Here is a 23,642-nt window from a genome sequence, read left to right as displayed (position 1 = left end):
GGTGGTTACAGCAGTCTTCGGTGGAGCGGTAGTTCAGTCGGTTAGAATACCTGCCTGTCACGCAGGGGGTCGCGGGTTCGAGTCCCGTCCGTTCCGCCACTTATTAAAAGCCCTGAGCTCACGCTCAGGGCTTTTTTCTTGTCTGACGTTTAATTATTGCGAAATTAGCAAAAATCCTCTGCGTTTTGCGATCTTTTTCTCTATAACAACGCCAGCGATAATCTTCCTCAGTTTACGAACATAATGATTGAGGAATAGTATGACTCTCCCTGCATTTGGTCTTGGCACTTTCCGCCTGAAAGACGACGTTGTTATCGCATCGGTTAAAACCGCACTTGAACTGGGTTATCGTGCAGTTGATACGGCACAGATCTATGAAAACGAAGCTGCCGTTGGACAAGCTCTCGAAGAGAGTGGTGTGCCGCGTAACGAACTGTTTATCACCACGAAAATCTGGATTGAGAATCTCAGCAAAGATAAGCTGATCCCTAGCCTGAAAGAGAGCCTGAAAAAACTGCGTACTGACTACGTAGATCTGACGCTGATCCACTGGCCATCACCGAATGATGCCGTCTCAGTAGAAGAATTCATGCAGGCGCTGCTGGAAGCGAAAAAACAGGGCTTAACCCGCGAAATTGGGATCTCCAACTTCACCATTCCGCTGATGGAAAAAGCCATTGCCGCTGTTGGCGCAGAAAATATTGCGACCAACCAGATTGAGCTGTCTCCATACCTGCAAAACCGCAAAGTCGTGGACTGGGCAAAACAGCACGGGATCCACATCACTTCATACATGACGCTGGCCTACGGTAAAGCGCTGAAAGATGAAGTGATTAGACGTATCGCAGAGAAACATAACGCCACTGCTGCGCAGGTGATTCTGGCATGGGCAATGGGTGAATGTTATGCAGTGATCCCATCATCAACTAAGCGTGAAAACCTGGCCAGCAACCTGTTAGCAGCGAATCTTCATCTGGATGCTGACGATAAAAAAGCGATCGCAGCACTGGAGTGCAACGATCGCCTGGTAAGCCCGGAAGGTTTAGCTCCTGACTGGGATTAAGTTTGACCCACCCTCTGTAACCTGAACCCTCACACAGCTCCTCCTGGAGCTGTTTTTATATGTTCACTCAGGAAGTCAATAAAGGCGCGAATGCGCGTGCTTACCGCTCTGTCACTGTAATACACTGCGCTAAAGGGCATTTCGACCGGCAGACGTTTGTCGGCCATCAGCTCCACCAGTTCACCCCGCGCTATCTCCTTATCAATCATATAGTCTGATAAACAGGCGATCCCGTTCCCTTCCAGGCACAGCTGTTTGAGCGTCTCTCCGCTGTTAGACGATAATCCGCAGGTAATTTCATAAAGTTGACCATCATGGCAGGCAACAGGCCAGGTGTTCAGCGACACCGGCTCCGTAAAGCCCAGGCACAGGTGCTGCTTCAGTTCTTCAACCGTCTCCGGTTTACCATGTTCGGCAATATACTCTGGTGATGCGATAATTTTGCGGTAGCTGGCAAACAAAGGGCGGGCGCGCAAGCTTGAATCTGTCAGTGTTCCCGCCCGGATAGCCACATCCACTTTCCGCTCGATGAGGTTGATAAACGTCTCTGAGGAGACCAGAGAAAGCGTCATCTCCGGATAGCGTTCGCGGAAAGGCTTGATCAGCGGCATCAGAAAGTGAAGCACCACCGGCGTGGCCGCATCAATGCGCAGTAATCCACGCGGCGTGCTGCGGGTCTCCATAATCTCCGTCTCCGCTGCGGCCATCTCCTGCAGTACCGACTGCACGCGGCGGAAGTAACGCTCTCCTTCTTCCGTCAGGCTCAGCTGCCGCGTCGTTCGGTTGAGCAGACTCACTCCAAGCTTCATCTCCAGTTTTTTTACCGAACGGCTGATGGCCGAATTAGCCTGTCCCAGCTGTTCGGCCGCGCGGCTAAAGCTGCCGCTTTCAACGACGGCGACAAAGATTGTCAGCTCTTCCGATGTTGCTTTCATTTTTGCACCACCTGCAAAATTCTATTGAGATTTTGACCATTTTTGTTATTTAAGCACTGGCGCATACTGCCTGTCATCTTAATCCTGATGATACGGAGTATTTTATGCCACTGGCGCTACTTGCCCTGACGATCAGTGCCTTTGCAATTGGCACGACCGAATTTGTTATTGTGGGCCTGGTTCCCACTATTGCTAACCAGCTTGCGATCTCGTTGCCCTCTGCGGGGTTGCTGGTATCAATCTACGCCCTGGGCGTCGCCGTCGGTGCGCCAGTGCTGACGGCCCTGACCGGACGTTTTCCGCGTAAGCAGCTGCTAGTCGCGCTGATGGTGCTGTTCACCGCCGGCAACGTTCTGGCCTGGCAGGCGCCGGACTACACCACGCTGGTGATTGCCCGTCTGTTGACCGGCCTTGCACACGGCGTGTTCTTCTCGATTGGTTCCACCATAGCAACAAGCCTGGTGCCCAAAGAGAAAGCGGCTTCAGCTATTGCGATCATGTTTGGTGGGTTGACCGTCGCACTCGTTACGGGCGTACCTCTGGGAACGTTTATCGGACAACACTTCGGCTGGCGTGAAACGTTTCTGGCCGTCTCCTTGCTGGGCGTCATCGCTCTGGTGACCAGCCTGCTGCTGGTACCGTCGAATATTCCAGGCCGGGCAAGCGCCAGCTTGCGCGATCAGCTGAAGGTGCTCACGCATCCGCGTTTGCTGATTATTTACGCGGTAACTGCGCTGGGCTATGGTGGCGTATTCACCGCCTTTACCTTCCTGGCGCCGATGATGCAGGACCTGGCGGGCTTCTCACCCAATGCCGTGAGCTGGATTTTGCTGGGATACGGTATTTCCGTTGCCATTGGCAATATCTGGGGCGGCAAGCTTGCGGATAAGCATGGTGCGGTACCGGCACTGAAATTCATCTTCGCCGCCCTGGTTGTTCTGCTGATGATTTTCCAGTTCACGGCTTCGGTACACTACGCCGCGCTGGTCACTGTGCTGGTCATGGGGATCTTTGCCTTTGGAAATGTCCCTGGGCTTCAGGTTTACGTTGTCCAGAAAGCCGAGCTCTATACGCCAAATGCGGTGGATGTGGCGTCCGGTCTGAACATTGCCGCATTTAATATCGGCATTGCGCTGGGCTCAATCATTGGCGGACAAACCGTAGCACATATTGGATTAACCCAGACTCCGTGGATTGGCGCGGTGATTGTCCTGGTGGCCTTCCTGCTGATTGGCCTGAGTGGGCGCCTTGATAAACCTGATCGCGTCGCGCTGGGTTAACATCAGTAAGTGCTTGCTTACAAAACTGGAAAGCGGTTTCTCAGAAATTGCGTTGAAAGTATGACCTAAAGTCCCTATAACATTAGAACCAGTCCGTTTTCCGGGCTGGTTCATGTTACAGAGGCTGTTTCCAAAAGTGCGAAAAAATACCTATGCCATGCGTTATGTTGCCGGAATGCCCGCGGAGAGGATCTTGCCTCCGGGGTCATTTGCGAGCATAAGCCAGGCATTACCCGCCGGCACGCCGTTAAGCAGCGATGAAAAAATCCGTGTACTGGTGTGGAATATCTTTAAGCAGCAGCGTGCCGAATGGTTATCGGTACTCAAGAACTTTGGAAAAGATGCCCATCTGGTTCTGCTTCAGGAGGCACAAACCACCCCTGAACTGGTACGCTTTGCCACCACGAACTATCTTGCCGCCGACCAGGTGCCTGCGTTTGTCCTGCCGCAACACCCCTCAGGTGTGATGACGCTTTCAGCAGCACATCCGGTTTATTGCTGTCCACTGCGCGAACGTGAACCTATCCTGCGTCTGGCAAAATCGGCGCTGGTGACGGTCTATCCGCTGCCGGATACCCGGATGCTGATGGTCGTAAATATCCATGCGGTAAATTTCAGTCTGGGCGTGGATGTATACAGTAAGCAGCTACTTCCGATCGGCGATCAGATTGCCCATCACAGCGGGCCCATCATTATGGCCGGCGATTTCAATGCCTGGAGCCGTCCGCGCATGAATGCGCTGTATCGCTTTGCGCGCGAAATGTCGCTGCGTGAAGTTCGTTTTAGCGATGACCAGCGCAAAAAAGCCTTTGGTCGTCCTCTCGATTTTGTCTTCTATCGTGGTTTGAGCGTGCACGATGCCTCGGTTCTGGTGACGCGCGCCTCGGATCATAACCCTCTACTAGTCGAATTCAGTCCCGGCAAACCTGATAAATAATGGTGTGTCAGGTCTGCCGTGGGGCAGGCCTGCGCGGGTGCTGCCCTTTATTTTTCACTCACAAAGGACAGTACGATGACAACAACACGCTCCCATCATGACAATGTAGAAAAACAGTTTGGTTCTCAGGCAAGTGCCTATCTGAGCAGCGCCGTGCATGCTTCTGGCCGCGATCTGGTGCGTCTCGGTGAACGTCTGGCGGCGTTCCCGCAGGCGCACGTGCTGGATTTAGGCTGCGGGGCAGGGCATGCCAGCTTTACGGCTGCGCAGCAGGTCGCTCACGTTACCGCGTATGACTTATCCAGCCAGATGCTGGACGTTGTTGCCGGTGCGGCGAAAGCGAAGGGACTGGACAACATCGATACGCAACAGGGCTATGCCGAATCCTTACCGTTCGATGATGAGTCGTTTGAGGTGGTTATCAGCCGTTACTCCGCGCACCACTGGCACGATGTCGGCCAGGCATTGCGCGAGGTCAAACGTGTTCTGAAGCCGGGCGGCACCTTCATCATTATGGATGTGATGTCTCCCGGACACCCGGTGCGCAATATCTGGCTGCAGACGGTAGAAGCGCTGCGCGATACCTCGCATGTGCAAAACTACGCCAGCGGAGAGTGGTTGTCGCTTATCACTGAAGCGGGGCTGATCGCGCGCGCGTTGATTACAGACCGCTTACCGCTGGAGTTCAGCTCCTGGATCGCGCGTATGCGCACCCCGGAAGCATTAAGCCAGGCGATCAGGCTCTATCAGGAGAGTGCGTCCGCGGAGGTAAAAGCGTACTTTGAACTGCAGGAAGATGGATCGTTTACCAGCGATACCATCATGGCCGAAGCGCAAAAAGCGGGATAAACAAAAAAGGCACCGAGGGGAATCGGTGCCTTTTATCTTTCGATCGTGTTATCAGGAGTCTGGCGTCGCGCTGTTCTTCACAAACAGCGTCAGCTGGTCGCCTGGTTTCAGGTTGTCAGTATCATTGTTCCAGCGCATCACATCCTTGATGTTCACGCCGTGTCGTTTTGCGATACTGGACAGTGAATCGCCCTTGCGCACGCGATAGGTAATGCTATCGCTGTTGCTGGCGAGACGCTGTGCGCTGCTACCTGCACCTACCGTCAGAGTCTGACCCACTTTCAGGCCGGAGCTGCGCAGATTATTCCACTGCTGCAGATCCTTCGCATTCACGCCAAGACGTGACGCAATGCCCGAAAGCGTATCACCTGAACGAACCTTATAGCTGCGGCTGTTAACTGATGATGCATCCGCGATCAGCGTTGACTGAACGGCGGCAATTTCACCCGATGCTAAAGACTCACGTAACTGCGCCGCATGTTTCTGCGGAACCATCACATACTGCGGGCCGCTTGCCCCCAGCGTCGAGCCTTTAACGCCTGCATTAAAGGTTTTCAATTTACTTACCGACATACCCGTCATATCAGCAACTTGTTGAATATCAACCGGATTGCTGAGGCGAACACGCGCCAGTGCACGACTTTCGTCTGGTGTTGGCAGTTGTACACCGTAACGCTTGCTGTTCTTGAGAATATCGCTCAATGCCAGCATTTTCGGTACGTAAATCTTTGTTTCCTGTGGCAGTGAGAGCGACCAAAAATCGGTGGATTTACCCCGTGCTTTATTCGCTTTCATTGCCTTCAGTACACGACCTTCGCCACTATTATACGCTGCGACCGTTAACAGCCAGTCGCCATCAAACATCTTGTTCAGACGTTGCATCATGTCGAGAGCGGCTGTCGTTGAAGCGACAACATCGCGACGCGCATCATAGTTGCGGGTCTGTTTCAGACCATAGTTTCGCCCGGTGCTCGGAATGATCTGCCAAATGCCTGCGGCATTGGCGCCAGACGTCGCGTGTGGGTCAAAAGCGCTCTCCACTATGGGTAGGAGTACCAGCTCCATAGGCATGTTACGTTTCTTAACTTGCCCGGCTATCCAGTACATATACGGCTCTGCCCGTAACGTTACATCGTGGAGATAGCTCTTATTACTTAAATACTTCTGTTTCTGTTCGCGAATCCGGGGATTTTCCGGAATTCCCATCTTTAGCTCGTCGCCAATAGAGGTCCACAAGTCTTGATCCTGCGCGTAAGATGTTCCATCGTCCATCCAGCGCGCCGAACTTGCAAACTTCCCTGCTTCCCCTTGACCAGCCGCAGAAAGGCTCTGTGCGTGCTGTTGTACGTTGCTGCCGTTTTGCGACTGGCAACCTACAAGCAGGACAGAGGCGAGTAATATCGCTTTTGCCTTCATGTGTGTGTCAATAGTTGCTTAAAAGACGAGCGATGATAACGGCGAAATTTTGAAAAGGCAACCCGCAATTATCTGAAGTTATCTTTCTTTGACCTTAACCATGCAAATCGTTGTTCTGGTTGTTGCAAATTTGTTTCTTGGTTAATTTTATTAATTAAATCAATATCATCTGTTCGTAAAAATAAATTAATTTGGCGCTCGTTTTTCAGAATTACGGGGAGTGTTTTTTGGTTTTTTGCACGTAACTCCTTCACTTTGTGATAATAATCCTGAATCGCTCGATCCTCGGGTAAGAGGCTCACGGAAAACTTCATATTTCCTAATGTATACTCATGGGCGCAACAAATGAGCGTCTCATCGGGTAGCGCGTTAATCTTTTGTAAAGACTGATACATTTGAGCTGGCGTACCTTCAAATAGTCTTCCGCAGCCTCCGGAGAACAGCGTATCGCCACAAAAAAGATAAGGCTTACTGTAGAAACACAGATGTCCCAAAGTGTGACCCGGTGTAGCAAATACGGAAAACTCCCACTCGCGTATGAGGATATTTTCGCCTTCTTCGACTACATGCGTGATTCCCTTATCTTGTGCTTCTGCCGGTCCGTAAACCACAAGATGCGGAAAATGGGCGCTCAGTTCAGGCACGCCGCCAGTGTGATCGTTATGATGATGCGTCAACAAAACGGCTTCTGGCTTCCAGCCGTTCTCTTTTATGGCGTGCAGAACAGGGGCGGATTCTCCGGGATCGACAATGACGCATCGGCGATCGTCGTCAACCAAAACCCAGATGTAATTGTCCTGAAACGCTGGAATACTGATAAGATTCATACATTACCTCTTAGAGCGTGGCGGGTGTTTTGATGAAACCGGCAAGGATACCTCAGACTGTCGCAGCACCGGAACGTTGGGCGGAATTGCCCTGGGGTGAATACTATCGCGAAGCGTTAGAACAGCAGCTGAAGCCCTGGCTCGCGAAAATGTATGGCTTTCACCTGCTTAAGATTGGCAATCTCAGCGCGGAAATCAATACCGAAAGCTGCGCTATCTCGCATCAGGTTAACGTCTCTCTCGGCGGATCGCCGGTTCAGGTGAAGGCAGACCCGCTGCATCTGCCGTTTGCGGAAAAATCCGTCGATGCGTGTTTGCTCGCACATACGCTACCCTGGTGCAGCGATCCGCATCGTCTGCTTCGCGAAGCCGATCGCGTGTTGATTGATGACGGCTGGCTGGTACTTAGCGGATTCAATCCGCTAAGCCTGATGGGCCTGCGTAAGCTAGTACCGGTGCTGCGCCGGACTCCACCTTACAACAGCCGGATGTTCACCATGATGCGCCAGCTCGACTGGCTTTCGCTGCTGAACTTTGAGGTGCTCTGCTACGGAGGTTTTCAGGTGCTGCCCTGGGCGCGGCAGGGGGGCGTGGTACTGAGCACCCATCTCCCTGCATTGGGCTGTTTGCAGTTTATCGTTGCGCGTAAGCGAACTATTCCCCTTACGCTTAACCCTATGAAGCAGAGCAAGTCGAAAACGCCCATTCGCCAGACCGTCGGCGCCACGCGGCAGTACAAAAAAACCGATTAGGCGTCGGGCTGATAGCCCGCATCTTCATGTGCGGGATTGGATGCCGCAGCACGCGCCAGTTCGTCGCAGCGTTCGTTTTCCGGGTGGCCAGCGTGGCCTTTAACCCACTCCCACTTAATCTGGTGCTGGCCCAGCGCAGCATCAAGACGTTTCCAGAGATCGACGTTCTTGACCGGCTTCTTATCGGCGGTTTTCCAGCCGCGTTTTTTCCAGTTATGGATCCACTGGGTGATCCCCTGACGCACGTACTGACTGTCGGTGCTTAACACCACGTCACAATGTTCTTTTAACGCCTCCAGCGCCACGATGGCCGCCATCAACTCCATCCGGTTGTTGGTGGTCAGAAAATAGCCTTCGCTAAAGGTTTTTTCGTGCTGGCGATAGCGCATAATCGCGCCGTAGCCGCCGGGCCCTGGGTTACCGAGACAAGATCCATCGGTGAAAATTTCTACCTGTTTACGCATCTCTGGTAGACTTCCTGTATTCGAAACGTTCAGTTAAACGATAAGTCTGACATAAATGACCGCTATGAGCACTGCAATTACTCGCCAGATTGTCCTCGATACCGAAACCACCGGTATGAACCAGATCGGCGCGCACTACGAAGGGCATAAGATCATCGAGATCGGCGCCGTTGAAGTGGTGAACCGTCGTCTTACGGGGAACAACTTCCACGTCTACCTCAAACCCGATCGGCTGGTGGATCCTGAAGCGTTCGGCGTTCACGGTATTGCCGATGAGTTCTTGCTGGATAAGCCGACTTTTGCGGATGTCGCTGACGAGTTCCTGGAATATATCAAGGGCGCCGAGCTTGTCATCCATAACGCATCGTTCGATATCGGCTTTATGGATTATGAATTCAGCAAGCTTAATCGTGATATTCCGAAGACGAACACCTTCTGTAAGGTGACGGACAGCCTGGCGCTGGCAAGGAAGATGTTCCCCGGCAAGCGTAACAGCCTGGATGCACTCTGCTCGCGCTACGAGATAGACAATACCAAGCGAACGCTCCACGGGGCGTTGCTCGATGCCCAGATCCTGGCCGATGTCTATCTGACGATGACCGGCGGGCAGACGTCAATGAAGTTCAGTATGGAAAATGAATCCCAGCAGACGCAAGGCGAAGCCGGCATTCAGCGTGTTGTTCGTCAGGCCAGTCGCTTGCGGGTTGTTTTAGCCAGTGATGAAGAGCTTCTTAACCACGAATCCCGGCTTGATCTGGTACAGAAGAAGGGCGGCAGCTGTATGTGGCGCGCCTGAAAAAACGCCTGAATGCCTGTAAAATCATCGTTTGGGCGATTTTTGCAGCAAACGATTCAAAACGTGAGAAAAAGCGTTGACGAGATCGGAGGCGCACCGTAATATGCGCCTCGTTCCCCAAACGGGAACAGTGGAGCGGTAGTTCAGTCGGTTAGAATACCTGCCTGTCACGCAGGGGGTCGCGGGTTCGAGTCCCGTCCGTTCCGCCACTATTCAGAAGGCCTGAATCAGAAATGATTCAGGCCTTCGTCGTTTCAGCCTTCTGTAATCTCATCCTCTCACTTATTGTTAACATAAAGTTAATATGCATGGTGCAATTTATTAACAATTGCACAGGTGTAGTGCATTATTTGCACTATTGTTGTGCATTTCTCCATCGTTCCTCTCCTCGCACCTCGTTCAGAATGTTTCTTTCTGTAAAAATAATTCACGCAGAATCATTTGGTTAACTCCTGCTTTCCAAAAATATGCCGAACCAATTAAGTATTGGTTTGGTTATTGCTTAATCATTAGCACGATAAGCTTCATTCCATATCAATAACTTATCGTTAATAAAAATAAAGCAATGATGAAAGCGAGCGAACCAATATGGAAAAACCGTCACGGTTTCTGGCAAATTCCAGCACCGCGCTTGAGCAGCTGCGCGGGCTTATCAACCAGCATGAGTCAACACCAGGCATACCGCTGCCCACGGAACGTGAGCTGTCGGACACTCTCGGCGTAGGACGACGCGAAGTGCGTCGTGCGCTGGACGTGCTGGAAGAAGAGGGGCGCATCTGGCGTAAGCAGGGCAAAGGGACCTTTATTGGCCCGGCGGCACCTGTTGAACCGCTGGCCCTTCAGGGATTGGTTCAGCAGACCAACCTTCTGGAAGTGATGGAAGCTCGTCTACAGCTCGAACCCGGCTTAGCCCGGCTTGCGGCACTGCGTGCCACCAGGGAAAACCTCGCGCTCATGCAGCGCATGCTGGAACGCATCGACAAGGTCAGCCCGGATGACCGCGATCTCAACGAACTCTGGGACAGCGCCTTTCACCGGGCAATTGCCGAGGCGGCGGGCAACCGTCTGATGCTCGGCCTGTTTGATGCCATTGATGCCGTTCGGCGCGAACCAGGCTGGCAGCATCTGCGCGAATTAGCCCGCACGCCCGAACGTGTCGACAGCTATAACGACCACCACCATAAGATCATGTCTGCGATTATCCATCGCCAGCCTAATGAAGCCGCGGCCGCCATGCGCGAACACCTGCTCAGCCTGCAAACCGCCCTGATTCTGGCGATCCACCTTGAGGACGACTTCACGCCATGACGACAATACCCTTTAAGGACGCCACGCCCGTATTGCGGGTGCAAAACCTCAACGTTACGTTTGCTGGCTCGCCGGTTAGCGTGCTTGATGGTATCTCGCTGACCGTCAGGGCGGGCGAAACGCTGGCGCTGGTGGGTGAGTCCGGCTGCGGGAAAAGTATCACCTCACTGGCGCTGATGGGGTTACTGCCCGCCAGCGCGCAGATTGTCAGCGGCGAGATGCAGTTTCGCCGCCACGATCTGCGAAAGCTCTCGCCGCGGGAATATGCCGACCTGCGCGGCAGCGAGCTGGCGATGATTTTCCAGGAGCCGATGACCTCGCTCAATCCGGCGTTTACGCTGGGGGATCAGCTTAGCGAAGCGGTTATGCGGCACCAGAACGTCTCGCGCGCAGAGGCGATGAAGGTCGCGCTGCAGATCCTCGAGAAGGTACAGATCCCGGCGGCAGAGATGCGCCTGAAAGCATATCCCCACCAGCTTTCCGGCGGCATGCGCCAGCGGGTGATGATTGCGATGGCGCTGATTAACCATCCCAAACTGCTGATTGCCGACGAGCCCACCACTGCGCTCGACGTCACCATCCAGGCGCAAATCCTCGCCTTGCTCAACGCCTTAAAAGAGGAAACCGGCACGGCGGTGCTGATGATCACCCACGATTTAGGCGTCGTAGCAGAAGTCGCCCAGCAGGTAGCGGTGATGTATGCCGGACAGGTGGTGGAGCAGGGGAGCGTGGAGGCCATCTTTGCCGACCCGCAGCATCCGTACACCATCGGCCTGATGGGCTCGATTCCTTCACTTGGCGCACGCAAGGGCCAGCTCTCCACCATTCCCGGATCGGTCCCGCTCCCGGAATCCATGCCGAAAGGCTGCCGTTTTGCCACCCGCTGTCCGTTTGCGCAGTCGCGCTGCCATGCTGAAAAACCGCAGCTCACCGCGCTCGGCGCGGGCCATCAGGTCGCCTGCTTCCGCGTGCCGCTCGAACAGCACATTGCCCTGGGAGAAATCGCATGACCACGCCCATTCTTGAAGCCCGTGACCTCAGCAAGCTTTTCCCCGGCCCCAAAAAACTCTTTACCCCGGCACGGTTTGTCACCGCGGTCGATCGCGTTTCGCTTGCCGTGATGCCGGGCGAAACGCTGGCGATCGTCGGCGAGTCCGGCTCCGGGAAATCTACCCTTGGTCGTCTGCTGTTGCGCCTGCTGGCCGCCAGCGAAGGGCGCGTGTTTTACCAGGGGGAAGAGATCACCGACGCCTCCGGTGCCCGCCTGAACCAGCTCCGGCGCGAGCTGCAGATTATCTTCCAGGATCCCTTCGCCTCGCTCAACCCGCGCATGACGGTGGAGCAGATCGTCGGGGAGCCGCTGTGGCTGCATCAGAACATGAAAAAAGCGGATCGCCAGTACCGCGTTGCCGAGCTGCTCAAAACCGTTGGCCTGCCTGCCGCCTGGGCCGGGCGCTATCCGCACGAGTTTTCCGGCGGGCAGCGCCAGCGTATCGGCATTGCGCGCGCGCTGGCCTCGGGACCGAAGCTGCTGCTGGGCGATGAGCCGGTGTCCGCGCTGGACGTCTCCGTTCAGGCGCAGGTGGTCAACCTGCTGGAAAGCCTGAAGCACCAGCTGGGGCTGACGATGGTGATTGTCGCCCACGGCCTGGCGGTGATCCGCCATATGAGCGACCGCGTGGCGGTCATGTATCTCGGGCAAATCGTTGAGCTTGCCACCGTCGACGAGATTTTTGACGCGCCGCTGCACCCCTATACGCAGGCATTGATCGCCTCGGCACCGCAGATGCAGCCGGGCGTTGAACGCGACGCGCCGCTGCTGCAGGGGGATCTGCCCAACCCGGCCAGCCCGCCGTCCGGCTGCCGTTTCCACACCCGCTGCCCGTACGTTACCGATGAATGCCGCCAGGTTGAGCCGATCAATCAGGTGCTCGACGGTGGACGTCAGGTTGCCTGTCATCGCTGGCAGGAGATCAACCGCGATCGCAGCATTATTCAGATCGCACCGCCATCCGCCGCCTTTCTGCGCCGACGCGCGCTGTTTGAACACGCGGCCACCCACTCGTCCCTTCCTTCAAGGAACTCATGATAATGACAATGCGTAATTCTCTTTTGACCGTACTGGGAAGTGTTATGTTGCTTGGCGCGGCGCTGCCCGCCCATTCTGAAAGCGTGCTGCGGATCGGCCTGGGCGCTGACCCGGACATGCTCGACCCGCATCTGGCGCGCACCTACTATGGCCGCTTCGTCTTTGCCTCCCTGTGCGACAGGCTGGTGGACGTGGATGAAAATCTGAAGGTTGTTCCCGGCCTGGCTAAAGACTGGGCGTGGAGTGACGACGGTAAAACCCTGACGCTCAATCTGCGCGAAGGCGTCACCTTCCACGACGGTGAGAAATTCGATGCCGCCGCGGCAAAATACAACCTCGACCGCGCCCTGACCTTAAAAGGCTCTCTGCGTAAAAGCGAGCTCTCTTCCGTTGAATCGGTCGAGGTCACCGGCCCGATGCAGATTGCGCTGCACCTGAAGACCCCCGATGCCGCGCTGCTGATGCAGCTCACCGACCGCGCGGGCGCGATGATGGCCCCCGAGGCGGCCAAAAAGCCTGACTTTGCCGCCCACCCGGTCTGCTCCGGCCCGTATAAATTCGACAGCCGCGTGTCCCAGGACCGCATCGTGCTGACCCGCTTCGACAACTACTGGAACAAAGGCGCCTACCACTTCGACAAAATCATCTATCTGCCGATCCCGGATGCCTCCGTGCGCCTCGCGAACCTGCGCGCGGGCGATCTTGACCTGACCGAAGGCATCGCCGCAAGCGACGTTAAAACCGTCGAAGCCGACAGCAAGCTGGCGCTGGCGAAGGTGACGGGCCTGGGCTATCAGGGCATCACCTTCAACATCAACAACGGCAAGGTGCCGGCCAACGATCCGTTCAAGGACGCCCGCGTGCGCGAGGCGTTTTCACAGGCCATCGACCGCGATGCGTTGAACCAGGTGGTCTTCGAAGGGCTTTACACCCCGGCAAACCAGGCGTTTTCCCCGGTCAGCCCGTATCACGTCAACCTGCCAGTCCCGCCGCGTGACGTCGACAAGGCTAAAGCGCTGCTGAAAGCGGCAGGCGTCACCGCGCCGCTCACCGTCAACCTGCTGGTGCCGAACAACCCAACCTCACAGCAGGTGGGCCAGGTGCTGCAGGCGATGGTCGCCGAGGCCGGATTTAACCTGAACCTGCAGATGACCGAATTCGCCACGCTGCTGGATCGACAGCAGAGCGGCGACTATCAGCTGAGCTTCTCCGGCTGGTCGGGTCGTCCGGATCCGGACGGCAGCATCTACGGCTTTATCCACAGCAAAGGCACGCTGAACGACGGCCGCTACAGCAACGCGCAGGTCGATGAGTGGCTGACCCAGGCGCGCCAGAGCACCGATCAGGCCGCACGCCAGCCGCTGTACGACAAGGTGGTGAAGCAGCTGCAAACCGACATGCCGATTGCCTACCTCTACTTCGAGCCGCGCATTTTCGGTCTGAACAAAAGTGTGCAGGGCTTTAAGCCGTACCCGGACGGCATCGTGCGTCTGGCGGGTTTGACGCTGGCGAAATAAAGGTCCTGAGGAGAACCCATGCTGGAACTGATTTGCAAACGTCTGCTGCTGGCTATACCAACCCTGCTGCTGGTGAGCATGATGGTGTTCGGACTGCAAAAGCTGCTGCCCGGCGACCCGCTGATCGCCATGGCCGGGGAGGAGCGCGACCCGGCGGTCATCGCCCAGCTGCGCGCGGAGCTGAACCTCGATGCGCCGATCCCCGTGCAGTATTTCCACTGGCTGACGCGGGCGCTGCAGGGCGATCTGGGCGTCTCCTTACGCACGCACGAACCGGTGACGCAGCTGATCGCCAGCAAGCTGCCGGTCACGCTGGAGTTGTCCCTGCTGGCGATGATTATCGCGCTGGTGTTTGGCATCAGCATGGGGATCCTCGCGGCGGTGAACAAAAACAGCTGGGTCGATCACGGGGCGAACTTCGTGGCGATCTCGGGGATCTCGATCCCGCACTTCTGGCTGGGGATCCTGCTGATACTGGTCTTTTCGGTGAACCTGCAGTGGCTGCCCGCATCCGGCTACGTGCCGTTCAGTGAAGATCCGCTTCAGAACCTGCGCACGCTGCTGCTGCCCGCGTCCGTGCTCGGAACCGGCCTCGCGGCGACGCTGATGCGCCACACCCGCGCCTCGATGATTGCCGTGCTGAAAGCGGATTACATCCGTACCGCGCGGGCGAAAGGGCTGCTGCCGAAGGCGGTGATCCTAAAGCACGCGTTTCGCAACGCGCTGGTGCCGGTCATCACCCTCACTACGCTGCTGTTCGGCGAGCTGCTGGGCGGCGCGGTGCTGACCGAGCAGGTCTTCACCATTCCGGGCTTCGGCAAGATGATCGTCGACTCGGTATTTAACCGTGACTACGCGGTGGTGCAGGGCGTGGTGCTGATCGTCGCCATCGGCTTCCTCCTGCTCAACCTGCTGGCCGACGTGCTTTACGTCCTTATCAACCCGAAAATGCGAGGTTAACCATGGCGGAACTGACGACGCAAACCGTAGCCCCCGCGCTGCCGCGCGCGCAGAGCCGGGTGCTGAAGAAATTCCTCGCCAACAAAAGCGCGGTGATTGGCGCGGTGGTGGTGGGCTTCTTTGTGCTGGTGGCGCTGCTGGCGCCGTGGATCGCCCCGTTCGACCCGGTCAAAGCCAACTTCCTGGCGGTGCGCAAAGCGCCGTCGGCGATGTACTGGTTCGGCACCGACGAGCTGGGGCGCGACATTTTATCCCGCATAATCTGGGGAGCTCGCACCTCGCTGATGGCGGGCTGTATGTCGGTCGTTATCGCGGTGGTCATCGGCGTGCCGCTGGGTCTGGTGGCGGGTTACTTCCAGAAGATGTGGGACGGAGTGATCTCGCGGTTTATCGAGGCGCTGCTGGCCTGTCCATTCCTGATCATGGCGATCGCGCTGGGGGCATTTTTGGGCCCGAGCCTGACCAACGCGATGATCGCCATCGGTCTTTCAGCGATGCCGATCTTCGCCCGCCTGACGCGCGGTCAGGTGATCGCTATTCGCAACGAAGAGTATATCGATGGCGCGCGGGCGATTGGTCTGCCGGATCGCTGGATCATCGTCAAATACGTCCTGCCGAACGTGATGTCGCCGATCCTCGTGCAGGCCACGCTGGCGATTGCCTCAGCGATTATCGCCGAAGCCAGCCTGTCGTTTTTAGGGCTGGGGCAGCAGCCGCCCAATCCGTCATGGGGCTCCATGCTCAACACCGCGAAAGGGTTTCTGGAGCAGGCGCCGTGGATGTCCGTTTTCCCCGGCGTGGCGATTTTCCTCGCCGTGCAGGGCTTTAATTTACTCGGCGACGGGCTGCGCGATGCGCTCGATCCGCGCCACGACTAAGGAGTCATGATGACCAAAGCGCTTGATTTTACGTCCGGTTACGCTTCACGCCGCCCGCCAATGATGGGCCGTAACGCCGTCGCCACGTCGCAGCCGCTGGCGGCACAGGCGGGAATGAAAATGCTGCAGCTGGGCGGCAACGCCGTTGATGCGGCCATTGCCGCCGCGATGGCGCTGACGGTGGTTGAGCCGACCGGCAACGGGATCGGCAGCGACGCCTTTGCCATCGTCTGGGACGGTGAAAAGCTGCACGGCCTGAACGCGTCCGGTCGTTCGCCTGCGAGCTGGCATGCGGATCTGTTTGCCGGAAAAACCGCGGTGCCGGAAATTGGCTGGGACGCGGTGACCGTGCCGGGCGCGGTATCCGGCTGGGTGGCGCTGGCGGAACGCTTCGGCACGCTGCCGCTGACCACGCTGGCGCAGCCTGCTATTGACTATGCGCGCAACGGTTTCCCTGTCTCCCCGCTGATTGGCCATCTCTGGCAGCGCGGCTATAGCAAGCTGAAAGATCAGCCGGGTTTTAGCGCCTGTTTCGCGCCGGAAGGCCGCGCCCCGCGCGTGGGGGAAATCTTCCGTAATCCGGCGCAGGCGAACTCGCTGGAGCTGATTGCCCGCACCAACGGTGAAGCCTTTTACCGCGGCGAGCTGGCGCAGAAAATTGCCGCTTTCGCCAAAGAACACGGCGCACACCTGACGGCTGAAGATCTGGCAAACCATCGCGTGGACTGGGTAGAGCTGCTGTCGCGCGACTTCGCGGGCGGTTCGGTGCAGGAATTGCCGCCAAATGGCCAGGGGATCGCCACGCTGATTGCGCTCGGCATTCTGGAGCAGTGCGGCATTGAGCAGCATCATCCGGATTCCGTGCAGTCCCTGCACCTGTCCATTGAGGCGATGAAGCTGGCGCTGGCGGATCTCGACCGCTACGTGGCGGATGAAGACCATATGGCGTTCGCGGCGAAAGAGCTGCTGAGCGACCATTATCTGAAGTCGCGCGCGGCGCTTATCAATCACAAGCACGCCTCTGATTTCATTTACGGTTCCCCGACGCAGAGCGGCACGGTCTACATCAGCACCGCTGACGCCAGCGGGATGATGGTGTCGTTTATTCAGTCCAACTACATGGGTTTCGGTTCAGGCATTGTGGTGCCGGATACGGGGATCAGCCTGCAAAACCGGGGCTGCGGCTTTGTGCTGGATCCAAAGCACCCGAACGCGCTGGCGGGCAGCAAGCGACCGTTCCACACCATCATTCCGGGCTTTGCGATGGACGGCAACGGCCAGCCGCTGATGTCCTTTGGCGTGATGGGCGGCCCGATGCAGGCGCAGGGGCACATGCAGATGGCGCTGCGCATTATGCTGCACGGGCAAAACCCGCAGGCGGCAATCGACGCCCCGCGCTGGCGCGTGGTGCAGGGCAGGGAGGTGATCGTTGAATCGACGTTCGATCGCAACACCATTGCCGCGCTGCGCGAACGCGGGCATCAGATCGTGGTGGAAGATCCGCTCCAGGATTACAACTTCGGCGGTGCGCAGGTGATCTATCGTATGCCGGAAGGGCACTACGTGGCCGCGACGGAAAGCCGCAAGGACGGGCAGGCGCTGGTGAGTTAATGTTTTATCCTTCCTCTCCCAAAGGGGATGAGGGTTCCCCACAAAATAATGCCTGTACGGACGCCCCCCTCTCCCTTGAGGGAGAGGGGCGGGGTGAGGGGAACATTTCACCCAATGCTAAACGGATCCGCATCCTGCCACGCCGGAAACTTCTCGCGATACTCCTGCAGCGCCGTCAGCGACAGCTCCGCATCAATGCGCGTCGCCTGATGCGGCTCGGCGGTGGCAATGATCTCGCCCTGCGGATTCACTACCCGGCTGTCGCCGCGGTAGTGATGCCCGTTGCCGTCGGTTCCCACGCGGTTACAGCCCACCACGTACGCCTGGTTCTCAATCGCGCGCGCCACCAGCAGTGACTGCCAGTGCAGGGAGCGCGGTGCAGGCCAGTTGGCAACATACAGCGCCAGGTCGTAATCGTTGCGGTTGCGCGACCACACCGGGAAGCGCAGGTCGTAGCAAACCAGCGGCAAAATACGCCAGCCGCGCCACTCGAACACCACGCGTTCGTGACCCGCTTCATAGTGATGATGCTCATCCGCCATGCGGAACAGGTGGCGTTTATCGTAAAAATGCACTTTCCCTTCCGGCTCCACCAGCAGGAAGCGGTTCACCGGCCCGCGATCCGTTTGCAGGGCGGCGCTCCCGGCGATCAGCGCGTTGGTCTGCTGCGCTTTGGCGTGCATCCAGGCGACCACCTCATCCTGCGGCATTGACTGCTGTGCCGCTTCCATGGCGAAGCCGGTCGTGAACATCTCCGGCAGGACAATCACATCACGCCCGGTAATGTCTTCCAGTTGACGATCGAAGTGGCGCAGGTTGGCGGGGCCATCCATCCACACTAAAGGTTGCTGCAAAATCGAAATCTTCAAACCAGGCACGATACAGACTCCTCAAACGACCGCTTTTTGACACTTTAGCACGTCATTACGAGAAAATGTGGCAATAAAAAACCCCGCGCGGGGCGGGGTTTGTATAAGCGAAACGCGTTACGCCGCTTCAGGCTTGCGGTGCTTCTCCGGCAGCTTTACCGGCTGCGTCGCCAGCTCGTCCGGTTCGAAATCATCCACGTTAATGCTGCGCAGACGGCTCTCTTCGGCTTTCACCAGCAGAGCGGCTTCATCTTTATTGATAATGCCGCCGGCCAGCGCCTGTTTTGCCAGTTCGTCCAGACGGGTAAACGGCAGGTTTTTGCCCAGCTGTTTACAGATTTTCTGGTGAATCGGATCGGCAGCCATCACGTCCAGCAGAGCCTCTTCCAGCAGACCCACCGGGTTATGCGGCGTCGGCGTCAGATACTGACCACGACCGATACGGGAGCGGGTTGCGCTCGGTACCTGCAGGATCTTCGCCACCTTGTGGTCCAGCTTGTCGGACGGCGCCAGATGGTGACGACCGGTCGGGAAGATCACCGCGCGCAGAGCGCCCGCCACGAAGCGGTTCGGGAAGTTCGCCAGCAGGTCGTCAATCGCCTGTTCAGCCTGATACATCGCATCCTGAACGCCCCAGTGCACCAGCGGCAGATCCGCTTCCTGACGGCCTTCATCGTCGTAACGCTTCAGGACCGCAGAGGCCAGGAAGATCTGGCTCAGCACATCCCCCAGACGGGCAGAAATACGCTCGCGACGCTTCAGGCTACCGCCCAGCACCGCCATGGAGACGTCAGACAGCAGAGCCAGGTTGGCGCTAAGACGGTTCAGATGCTGGTAGTAACGTTTGGTCGCATCGCCGGTCGGCGTCGCGCTGGTAAGACCGCGCGTCAGGCCCAGCCAGAAGCTGCGCACCTTGTTGCTGCCCACGTGACCGATATGTTTGAACAGCAGCTTATCGAAGGCATCCACGTCGTTGTTCTGCGCGGCGGCCATCTCTTCCAGCACGTACGGATGGCAGCGGATTGCGCCCTGACCGAAGATCATCATGCTGCGGGTCAGGATGTTTGCCCCTTCCACGGTGATGGCAATCGGTGCGCCCTGATAGCCGCGCGCCAGGAAGTTGCCTTCGCCGAGCATAATGCCTTTACCGCCCGCGATATCCATCGCGTCAATGATCGACTGCTGCGCGCGGTGGGTACAGTGATACTTCACAATCGCGGACAGCACGGCCGGTTTTTCGCCCAGCATAATACCATAGGTAATCAGAGAAGCCGCGGCATCCATCACGTAGGCGTTGCCCGCGATACGCGCCAGCGGCTCTTCGATACCTTCCATCTTGCCGATGGAGATTTTGAACTGACGGCGGATATGAGCGTAAGCGCCAATCCCCATCGCGACCGACTTCAGACCGCCGGTTGAGTTCGACGGCAGGGTAATGCCGCGGCCCACGGACAGACATTCCACCAGCATACGCCAGCCCTGACCGGCCATTTTCGGACCGCCGATGATGTAGTCAATCGGCACAAAGATGTCCTGACCGCGGGTCGGACCGTTCTGGAACGGCACGTTCAGCGGGAAGTGACGACGACCAATTTCAACGCCTGGGGTAGAAGTTGGGATCAGCGCGCAGGTAATGCCCAGATCTTCTTCACCGCCCAGCAGTTTTTCCGGGTCAGAGAGCTTAAAGGCCAGACCCAGCACGGTGGCGATTGGCGCCAGGGTGATATAACGCTTGTTCCAGGTCAGGCGCATGCCCAGCACCTGCTCGCCCTGCCACTCGCCCATGCAGACCACGCCGGTGTCCGGGATCGCGCCTGCATCGGAGCCCGCTTCCGGGCTGGTCAGCGCGAAGCATGGGATTTCCTGACCGCGTGCCAGACGCGGCAGGTAGTGATCTTTCTGCTCTTCGGTACCGTAATGCTGCAGCAGTTCGCCCGGGCCTAAGGAGTTAGGCACGCCAACGGTAATCGCCAGGATCCCGGAGACGCCTGCCAGCTTTTGCAGGACGCGAGCCTGAGCGTAAGCGGAGAATTCCAGTCCACCGTACTCTTTCTTGATGATCATCGCGAAGAAGCGATGTTCTTTCAGATACGCCCACAGCTCTGGCGGCAGATCGGCCATTTCATGGGTGATGGCAAAGTCGTTGGCCATACGGCACGCTTCTTCCACCGGGCCGTCAATAAAGGCCTGTTCTTCAGCGGTCAGGCGCGGCTGCGGATAGTTATGCAGCTTTTTCCAGTCCGGGTTGCCCTGGAACAGATCGCCTTCCCACCAGGTGGTGCCTGCGTCAATCGCTTCTTTCTCGGTACGCGACATGGGCGGCATCACTTTGCGGAAGCCTTTGAACACCGGCGCAGAGATCATTGATTTACGCATCGGGGCCAGGTTAAACGGCAGAAGAATGATGGCAAGAGGGACTAAAAGCCAGATATTCCAGAGGCCTGCGGCGCCAAGCGCAGCCGTCCAGGCCAGAAGAATCAGGCTGCTCAGGAATAAACTCACGCGGTGATAGAACAACACACCGAGCAGAACAACGGTTGCGAGAATGCTCAAAATCATCATAAAGAAAAGCTCCCTTGCTTGTAGGAGGTCTGACCACTTGTGATGATATGGTTGTAGTTGATGTTATTTCCTTTAGCAATATGTTTACAAAATAATTACAACCTGGTTCACATTGTTCGCGTTTTAGCCGGCACAAAAAATCAAAACGCCGGACGTTTCGCATGGCTTTAGCTTCTCGCTTTTCTTGCTATCCGGTACACTCCACTGTGTTATTTCATCAATACTGAAGGATTATCCTCATGTACCAGGATCTTATTCGTAACGAACTGAACGAAGCGGCGGAAACGCTGGCGAACTTTCTGAAAGATGATGCCAATATTCACGCTATTCAGCGCGCAGCGGTCCTGCTTGCCGACAGCTTCAAAGCCGGTGGCAAAGTGCTCTCCTGCGGTAACGGCGGTTCCCACTGTGACGCTATGCACTTCGCAGAAGAGCTGACCGGACGCTATCGCGAAAACCGTCCGGGCTACCCGGCGATTGCGATTTCCGACGTGAGCCACATCTCCTGCGTAGGCAACGACTTCGGTTACGACCACATCTTCTCCCGCTACGTTGAAGCCGTAGGCCGTGAAGGCGACGTGCTGCTGGGGATCTCTACTTCTGGCAACTCCGGCAACGTGATCAAAGCGATCGCCGCCGCGCGTGAAAAAGGGATGAAGGTCATCACCCTGACCGGTAAAGATGGCGGTAAGATGGACGGTACGGCGGATGTCGAAATTCGCGTTCCGCACTTCGGTTATGCTGACCGTATTCAGGAAATTCACATCAAAGTGATCCACATCCTGATTCAGCTGATCGAAAAAGAGATGGTTAAGTAAGAAGGCTATTTTATTTGCCATTTTGAATCCGGGCAGTGCTCGAAATCCTCACGTACTACGTGTACGCTCCGGTTTCTGCGCGCTGTCCGAATCCAAACTGGCTGCAACAATTACGCCTTCCCGCGTTAAGGCGTTTTGTGGAGGTGCTGTATGTGCGAACTGCTCGGGATGAGCGCCAATGTGCCAACTGATATCTGCTTTAGTTTCACCGGGCTGGTTCAGCGTGGTGGAGGAACCGGGCCGCATAAAGACGGCTGGGGCATCACCTTCTACGAAGGCAAAGGGTGTCGCACGTTCAAAGATCCACAGCCCAGCTTTAACTCACCTATTGCCAAACTGGTGCAGGACTACCCGATCAAGTCCCGCTCGGTAATCGCCCACATCCGTCAGGCTAACCGTGGCGAAGTAGCGCTGGAAAATACCCATCCGTTTACCCGCGAGCTGTGGGGCCGAAACTGGACCTACGCGCACAACGGGCAGCTCACGGGCTATAAGTCGCTGGAGACGGGCAATTTCCGCCCGGTCGGCGAAACGGACAGCGAAAAAGCCTTCTGCTGGCTGCTGCACAAGCTGACGGAGCGCTATCCCCGCACGCCCGGCAACATGACTGCCGTATTCAAATACATCGCGACGCTGGCGTCTGAACTGCGTGAAAAAGGCGTGTTCAACATGCTGCTCTCTGACGGCCGCTATGTGATGGCGTTCTGCTCGACGAATCTGTTCTGGATCACCCGCCGTGCGCCGTTTGGCGTTGCGACGCTGCTCGATCAGGATGTGGAGATAGACTTTCAGAAGGAGACCACACCGAACGATGTGGTCACTGTTATCGCAACGCAGCCGCTGACGGGCAACGAAACCTGGCAAAAGATTATGCCAGGCGAGTGGGTGCTATTTTGTCTCGGGGACCGTGTAATTTGACGCCAGCTGCGGGTGGACGACTTCGTGGCTCAGCGGTTTGCTGACCACGTAACGGCCATCGACGATAGAGACCACCGGTGGCTTGTGGGTCTGCTCAAAGTAGTCGTAACCCGGCTTCAGCTGTTTCCAGAAATCCGCGTAGTATGAGTACTTGTGACGCGCCATGTTGGCGTCCGTCATGCGGAACGGATAGATGCTGACCTGTACGTTAGGCTGCCCAAAGACCAGCGCGCCCGTCACGAACTGGAAAATCTCATCAATGCCGGAGTCGGTCATCGCATAACAGCCGATAGACACGCAGGCACCGTGGATCATCAGATATTTACCTTCATAACCGTGTGCACGGTCATAGGCATTCGGGAAGCCGATGTTAATGGCTTTATAGAAGCGGCTGTCAGGCTTGAGCTGGCTGCGCTGAACGTTGTAGAACCCTTCCGGACTTTTGAAATCGCCCTGACGCTGTTTTGGCCCCAGTCCGCCGGAGTAGTTACAAATTTTGTAACTATCAAGCAGCTGATATGTCTCGCCCATTTTGACAAACAGATCGAGAGTGCGCTCTTCCTTGAAGATCTGAATATAAACCGGCGATCCCATTAACTGCTGTTTATATTCCTTGCTGACCGGCGTCGTTGAGCTATTACTGCTGAGCAGTCCGGCAAACGACATGCACGGCATCAGAAGCATCGCAATGAACAATGCGATTTTACGCATACTACTAGTTCCTTGATAAAACCATGACCAACTTGCCAGGACGGCAAAAGAGACCCGAAATCAGATTATTCTGTTAGGAGCG

The 23,642-nt window shown here is 56.6% G+C and carries 22 protein-coding genes and 2 tRNA genes; 17 read left to right on the top strand and 7 right to left on the bottom strand.

The features are described from left to right. Nucleotides 1-22 precede the first annotated feature (22 nt). A tRNA-Asp gene (locus tag ACOTZC_RS17220) sits at nucleotides 23-99 on the top strand. A gap of 160 nt (nucleotides 100-259) precedes the next feature. Continuing rightward, nucleotides 260-1,063, top strand: a complete 804-nt coding sequence (gene dkgB, locus ACOTZC_RS17215) for a 2,5-didehydrogluconate reductase DkgB (RefSeq protein ID WP_248161600.1) — start codon at nucleotides 260-262, stop codon at nucleotides 1,061-1,063. Nucleotides 1,064-1,092: 29 nt separating this feature from the next. Here the strand turns inward: dkgB and yafC are convergent, their stop codons facing one another. After that, nucleotides 1,093-1,998 (bottom strand): DNA-binding transcriptional regulator YafC, encoded by a 906-nt coding sequence (gene yafC, locus ACOTZC_RS17210; protein WP_029739684.1) that lies wholly within the window; start codon nucleotides 1,996-1,998, stop codon nucleotides 1,093-1,095. Nucleotides 1,999-2,102: 104 nt separating this feature from the next. Between yafC and ACOTZC_RS17205 the strand changes: the two genes are divergently transcribed. The 3 genes from ACOTZC_RS17205 (at nucleotide 2,103) to ACOTZC_RS17195 (ending at nucleotide 5,064) form a co-directional block, all read left to right on the top strand. After that, nucleotides 2,103-3,278: an MFS transporter gene (locus ACOTZC_RS17205; RefSeq protein WP_248196073.1), complete on the top strand. Its 1,176-nt coding sequence runs from the start codon at nucleotides 2,103-2,105 to the stop codon at nucleotides 3,276-3,278. A gap of 136 nt (nucleotides 3,279-3,414) precedes the next feature. Next, nucleotides 3,415-4,215: an endonuclease/exonuclease/phosphatase family protein gene (locus ACOTZC_RS17200; RefSeq protein ID WP_024909448.1), complete on the top strand. Its 801-nt coding sequence runs from the start codon at nucleotides 3,415-3,417 to the stop codon at nucleotides 4,213-4,215. 75 nt (nucleotides 4,216-4,290) lie between these two features. Further along, the gene (locus tag ACOTZC_RS17195) at nucleotides 4,291-5,064 is read left to right on the top strand and encodes a class I SAM-dependent methyltransferase (protein ID WP_045400514.1); all 774 of its coding nucleotides are present in this window, start codon (nucleotides 4,291-4,293) and stop codon (nucleotides 5,062-5,064) included. Between the two features lie 51 nt (nucleotides 5,065-5,115). Here ACOTZC_RS17195 and mltD read toward each other — a convergent pair whose 3' ends face one another. Both mltD and gloB read right to left on the bottom strand, forming a co-directional pair. Next, a complete protein-coding gene (gene mltD / locus ACOTZC_RS17190; RefSeq protein WP_047174660.1) occupies nucleotides 5,116-6,480 on the bottom strand; it encodes a murein transglycosylase D in 1,365 nt (454 codons plus the stop codon). A gap of 68 nt (nucleotides 6,481-6,548) precedes the next feature. Then, the gene (gloB, locus tag ACOTZC_RS17185) at nucleotides 6,549-7,307 is read right to left on the bottom strand and encodes a hydroxyacylglutathione hydrolase (protein WP_045400519.1); all 759 of its coding nucleotides are present in this window, start codon (nucleotides 7,305-7,307) and stop codon (nucleotides 6,549-6,551) included. Nucleotides 7,308-7,339: 32 nt separating this feature from the next. Between gloB and ACOTZC_RS17180 the strand changes: the two genes are divergently transcribed. Then, a complete protein-coding gene (locus ACOTZC_RS17180; RefSeq protein WP_023310484.1) occupies nucleotides 7,340-8,059 on the top strand; it encodes a class I SAM-dependent methyltransferase in 720 nt (239 codons plus the stop codon). Here ACOTZC_RS17180 and rnhA read toward each other — a convergent pair. Next, entirely contained in the window at nucleotides 8,056-8,523 is a 468-nt protein-coding gene (gene rnhA, locus ACOTZC_RS17175) for a ribonuclease HI (protein WP_023310485.1), read from the bottom strand. The genes ACOTZC_RS17180 and rnhA overlap by 4 nt on opposite strands. A 64-nt stretch (nucleotides 8,524-8,587) precedes the next feature. Here rnhA and dnaQ point away from each other — a divergent pair, with 64 nt between their 5' ends. The 9 genes from dnaQ (at nucleotide 8,588) to ACOTZC_RS17130 (ending at nucleotide 17,682) form a co-directional block, all read left to right on the top strand. Then, nucleotides 8,588-9,319 (top strand): DNA polymerase III subunit epsilon, encoded by a 732-nt coding sequence (gene dnaQ / locus ACOTZC_RS17170; protein WP_029739690.1) that lies wholly within the window; start codon nucleotides 8,588-8,590, stop codon nucleotides 9,317-9,319. Nucleotides 9,320-9,451: 132 nt separating this feature from the next. Continuing rightward, nucleotides 9,452-9,528 (top strand) — tRNA-Asp (locus tag ACOTZC_RS17165). A gap of 379 nt (nucleotides 9,529-9,907) precedes the next feature. Continuing rightward, a complete protein-coding gene (locus ACOTZC_RS17160; protein ID WP_023310487.1) occupies nucleotides 9,908-10,627 on the top strand; it encodes a FadR/GntR family transcriptional regulator in 720 nt (239 codons plus the stop codon). Then, a complete protein-coding gene (locus ACOTZC_RS17155; protein WP_045400521.1) occupies nucleotides 10,624-11,637 on the top strand; it encodes an ABC transporter ATP-binding protein in 1,014 nt (337 codons plus the stop codon). Before ACOTZC_RS17160 ends, ACOTZC_RS17155 begins: the two co-directional genes overlap by 4 nt. Further along, on the top strand, nucleotides 11,634-12,716 hold the full coding sequence (locus ACOTZC_RS17150) for an ABC transporter ATP-binding protein (protein WP_045356212.1): 1,083 nt from the start codon (nucleotides 11,634-11,636) through the stop codon (nucleotides 12,714-12,716). Before ACOTZC_RS17155 ends, ACOTZC_RS17150 begins: the two co-directional genes overlap by 4 nt. 2 nt (nucleotides 12,717-12,718) lie before the next feature. Then, nucleotides 12,719-14,233 carry an ABC transporter substrate-binding protein gene (locus ACOTZC_RS17145; protein ID WP_174259815.1) on the top strand — a complete coding sequence of 505 codons (1,515 nt, stop codon included), beginning with the start codon at nucleotides 12,719-12,721 and terminating at the stop codon, nucleotides 14,231-14,233. A gap of 18 nt (nucleotides 14,234-14,251) precedes the next feature. After that, nucleotides 14,252-15,193 (top strand): ABC transporter permease, encoded by a 942-nt coding sequence (locus tag ACOTZC_RS17140; protein WP_047174664.1) that lies wholly within the window; start codon nucleotides 14,252-14,254, stop codon nucleotides 15,191-15,193. Between the two features lie 2 nt (nucleotides 15,194-15,195). Then, complete coding sequence (locus tag ACOTZC_RS17135) at nucleotides 15,196-16,071, top strand: ABC transporter permease (RefSeq protein WP_047174665.1); 876 nt, start codon at nucleotides 15,196-15,198, stop codon at nucleotides 16,069-16,071. Nucleotides 16,072-16,080: 9 nt separating this feature from the next. Next, nucleotides 16,081-17,682 (top strand): gamma-glutamyltransferase family protein, encoded by a 1,602-nt coding sequence (locus ACOTZC_RS17130; protein WP_163354084.1) that lies wholly within the window; start codon nucleotides 16,081-16,083, stop codon nucleotides 17,680-17,682. Between the two features lie 107 nt (nucleotides 17,683-17,789). Here ACOTZC_RS17130 and ACOTZC_RS17125 read toward each other — a convergent pair whose 3' ends face one another. Continuing rightward, a complete protein-coding gene (locus ACOTZC_RS17125) occupies nucleotides 17,790-18,560 on the bottom strand; it encodes an amidohydrolase (protein WP_023310494.1) in 771 nt (256 codons plus the stop codon). 108 nt (nucleotides 18,561-18,668) lie between these two features. After that, nucleotides 18,669-21,113, bottom strand: a complete 2,445-nt coding sequence (fadE, locus tag ACOTZC_RS17120) for an acyl-CoA dehydrogenase FadE (protein ID WP_023310495.1) — start codon at nucleotides 21,111-21,113, stop codon at nucleotides 18,669-18,671. A 239-nt stretch (nucleotides 21,114-21,352) separates the two neighbouring features. Here fadE and lpcA point away from each other — a divergent pair, with 239 nt between their 5' ends. Further along, nucleotides 21,353-21,931, top strand: coding sequence for a D-sedoheptulose 7-phosphate isomerase (gene lpcA, locus ACOTZC_RS17115; RefSeq protein WP_010427884.1), 579 nt, complete (start codon nucleotides 21,353-21,355; stop codon nucleotides 21,929-21,931). A gap of 150 nt (nucleotides 21,932-22,081) precedes the next feature. Then, complete coding sequence (locus ACOTZC_RS17110; RefSeq protein WP_023310496.1) at nucleotides 22,082-22,849, top strand: class II glutamine amidotransferase; 768 nt, start codon at nucleotides 22,082-22,084, stop codon at nucleotides 22,847-22,849. Here the strand turns inward: ACOTZC_RS17110 and dpaA are convergent. Then, nucleotides 22,820-23,560: a peptidoglycan meso-diaminopimelic acid protein amidase gene (gene dpaA, locus ACOTZC_RS17105; protein WP_023310497.1), complete on the bottom strand. Its 741-nt coding sequence runs from the start codon at nucleotides 23,558-23,560 to the stop codon at nucleotides 22,820-22,822. The two genes, ACOTZC_RS17110 and dpaA, sit on opposite strands and share 30 nt — an antisense overlap. Nucleotides 23,561-23,642: the final 82 nt, after the last annotated feature.

Source organism: Enterobacter cloacae complex sp. SHL009, assembly GCF_049237205.1.
GTDB classification, from domain to species: domain Bacteria; phylum Pseudomonadota; class Gammaproteobacteria; order Enterobacterales; family Enterobacteriaceae; genus Enterobacter; species Enterobacter cloacae_M.
The sequence above is the reverse complement of the archived record's forward strand: the minus strand, read 5'-3'. Positions and strand labels throughout refer to the sequence as shown.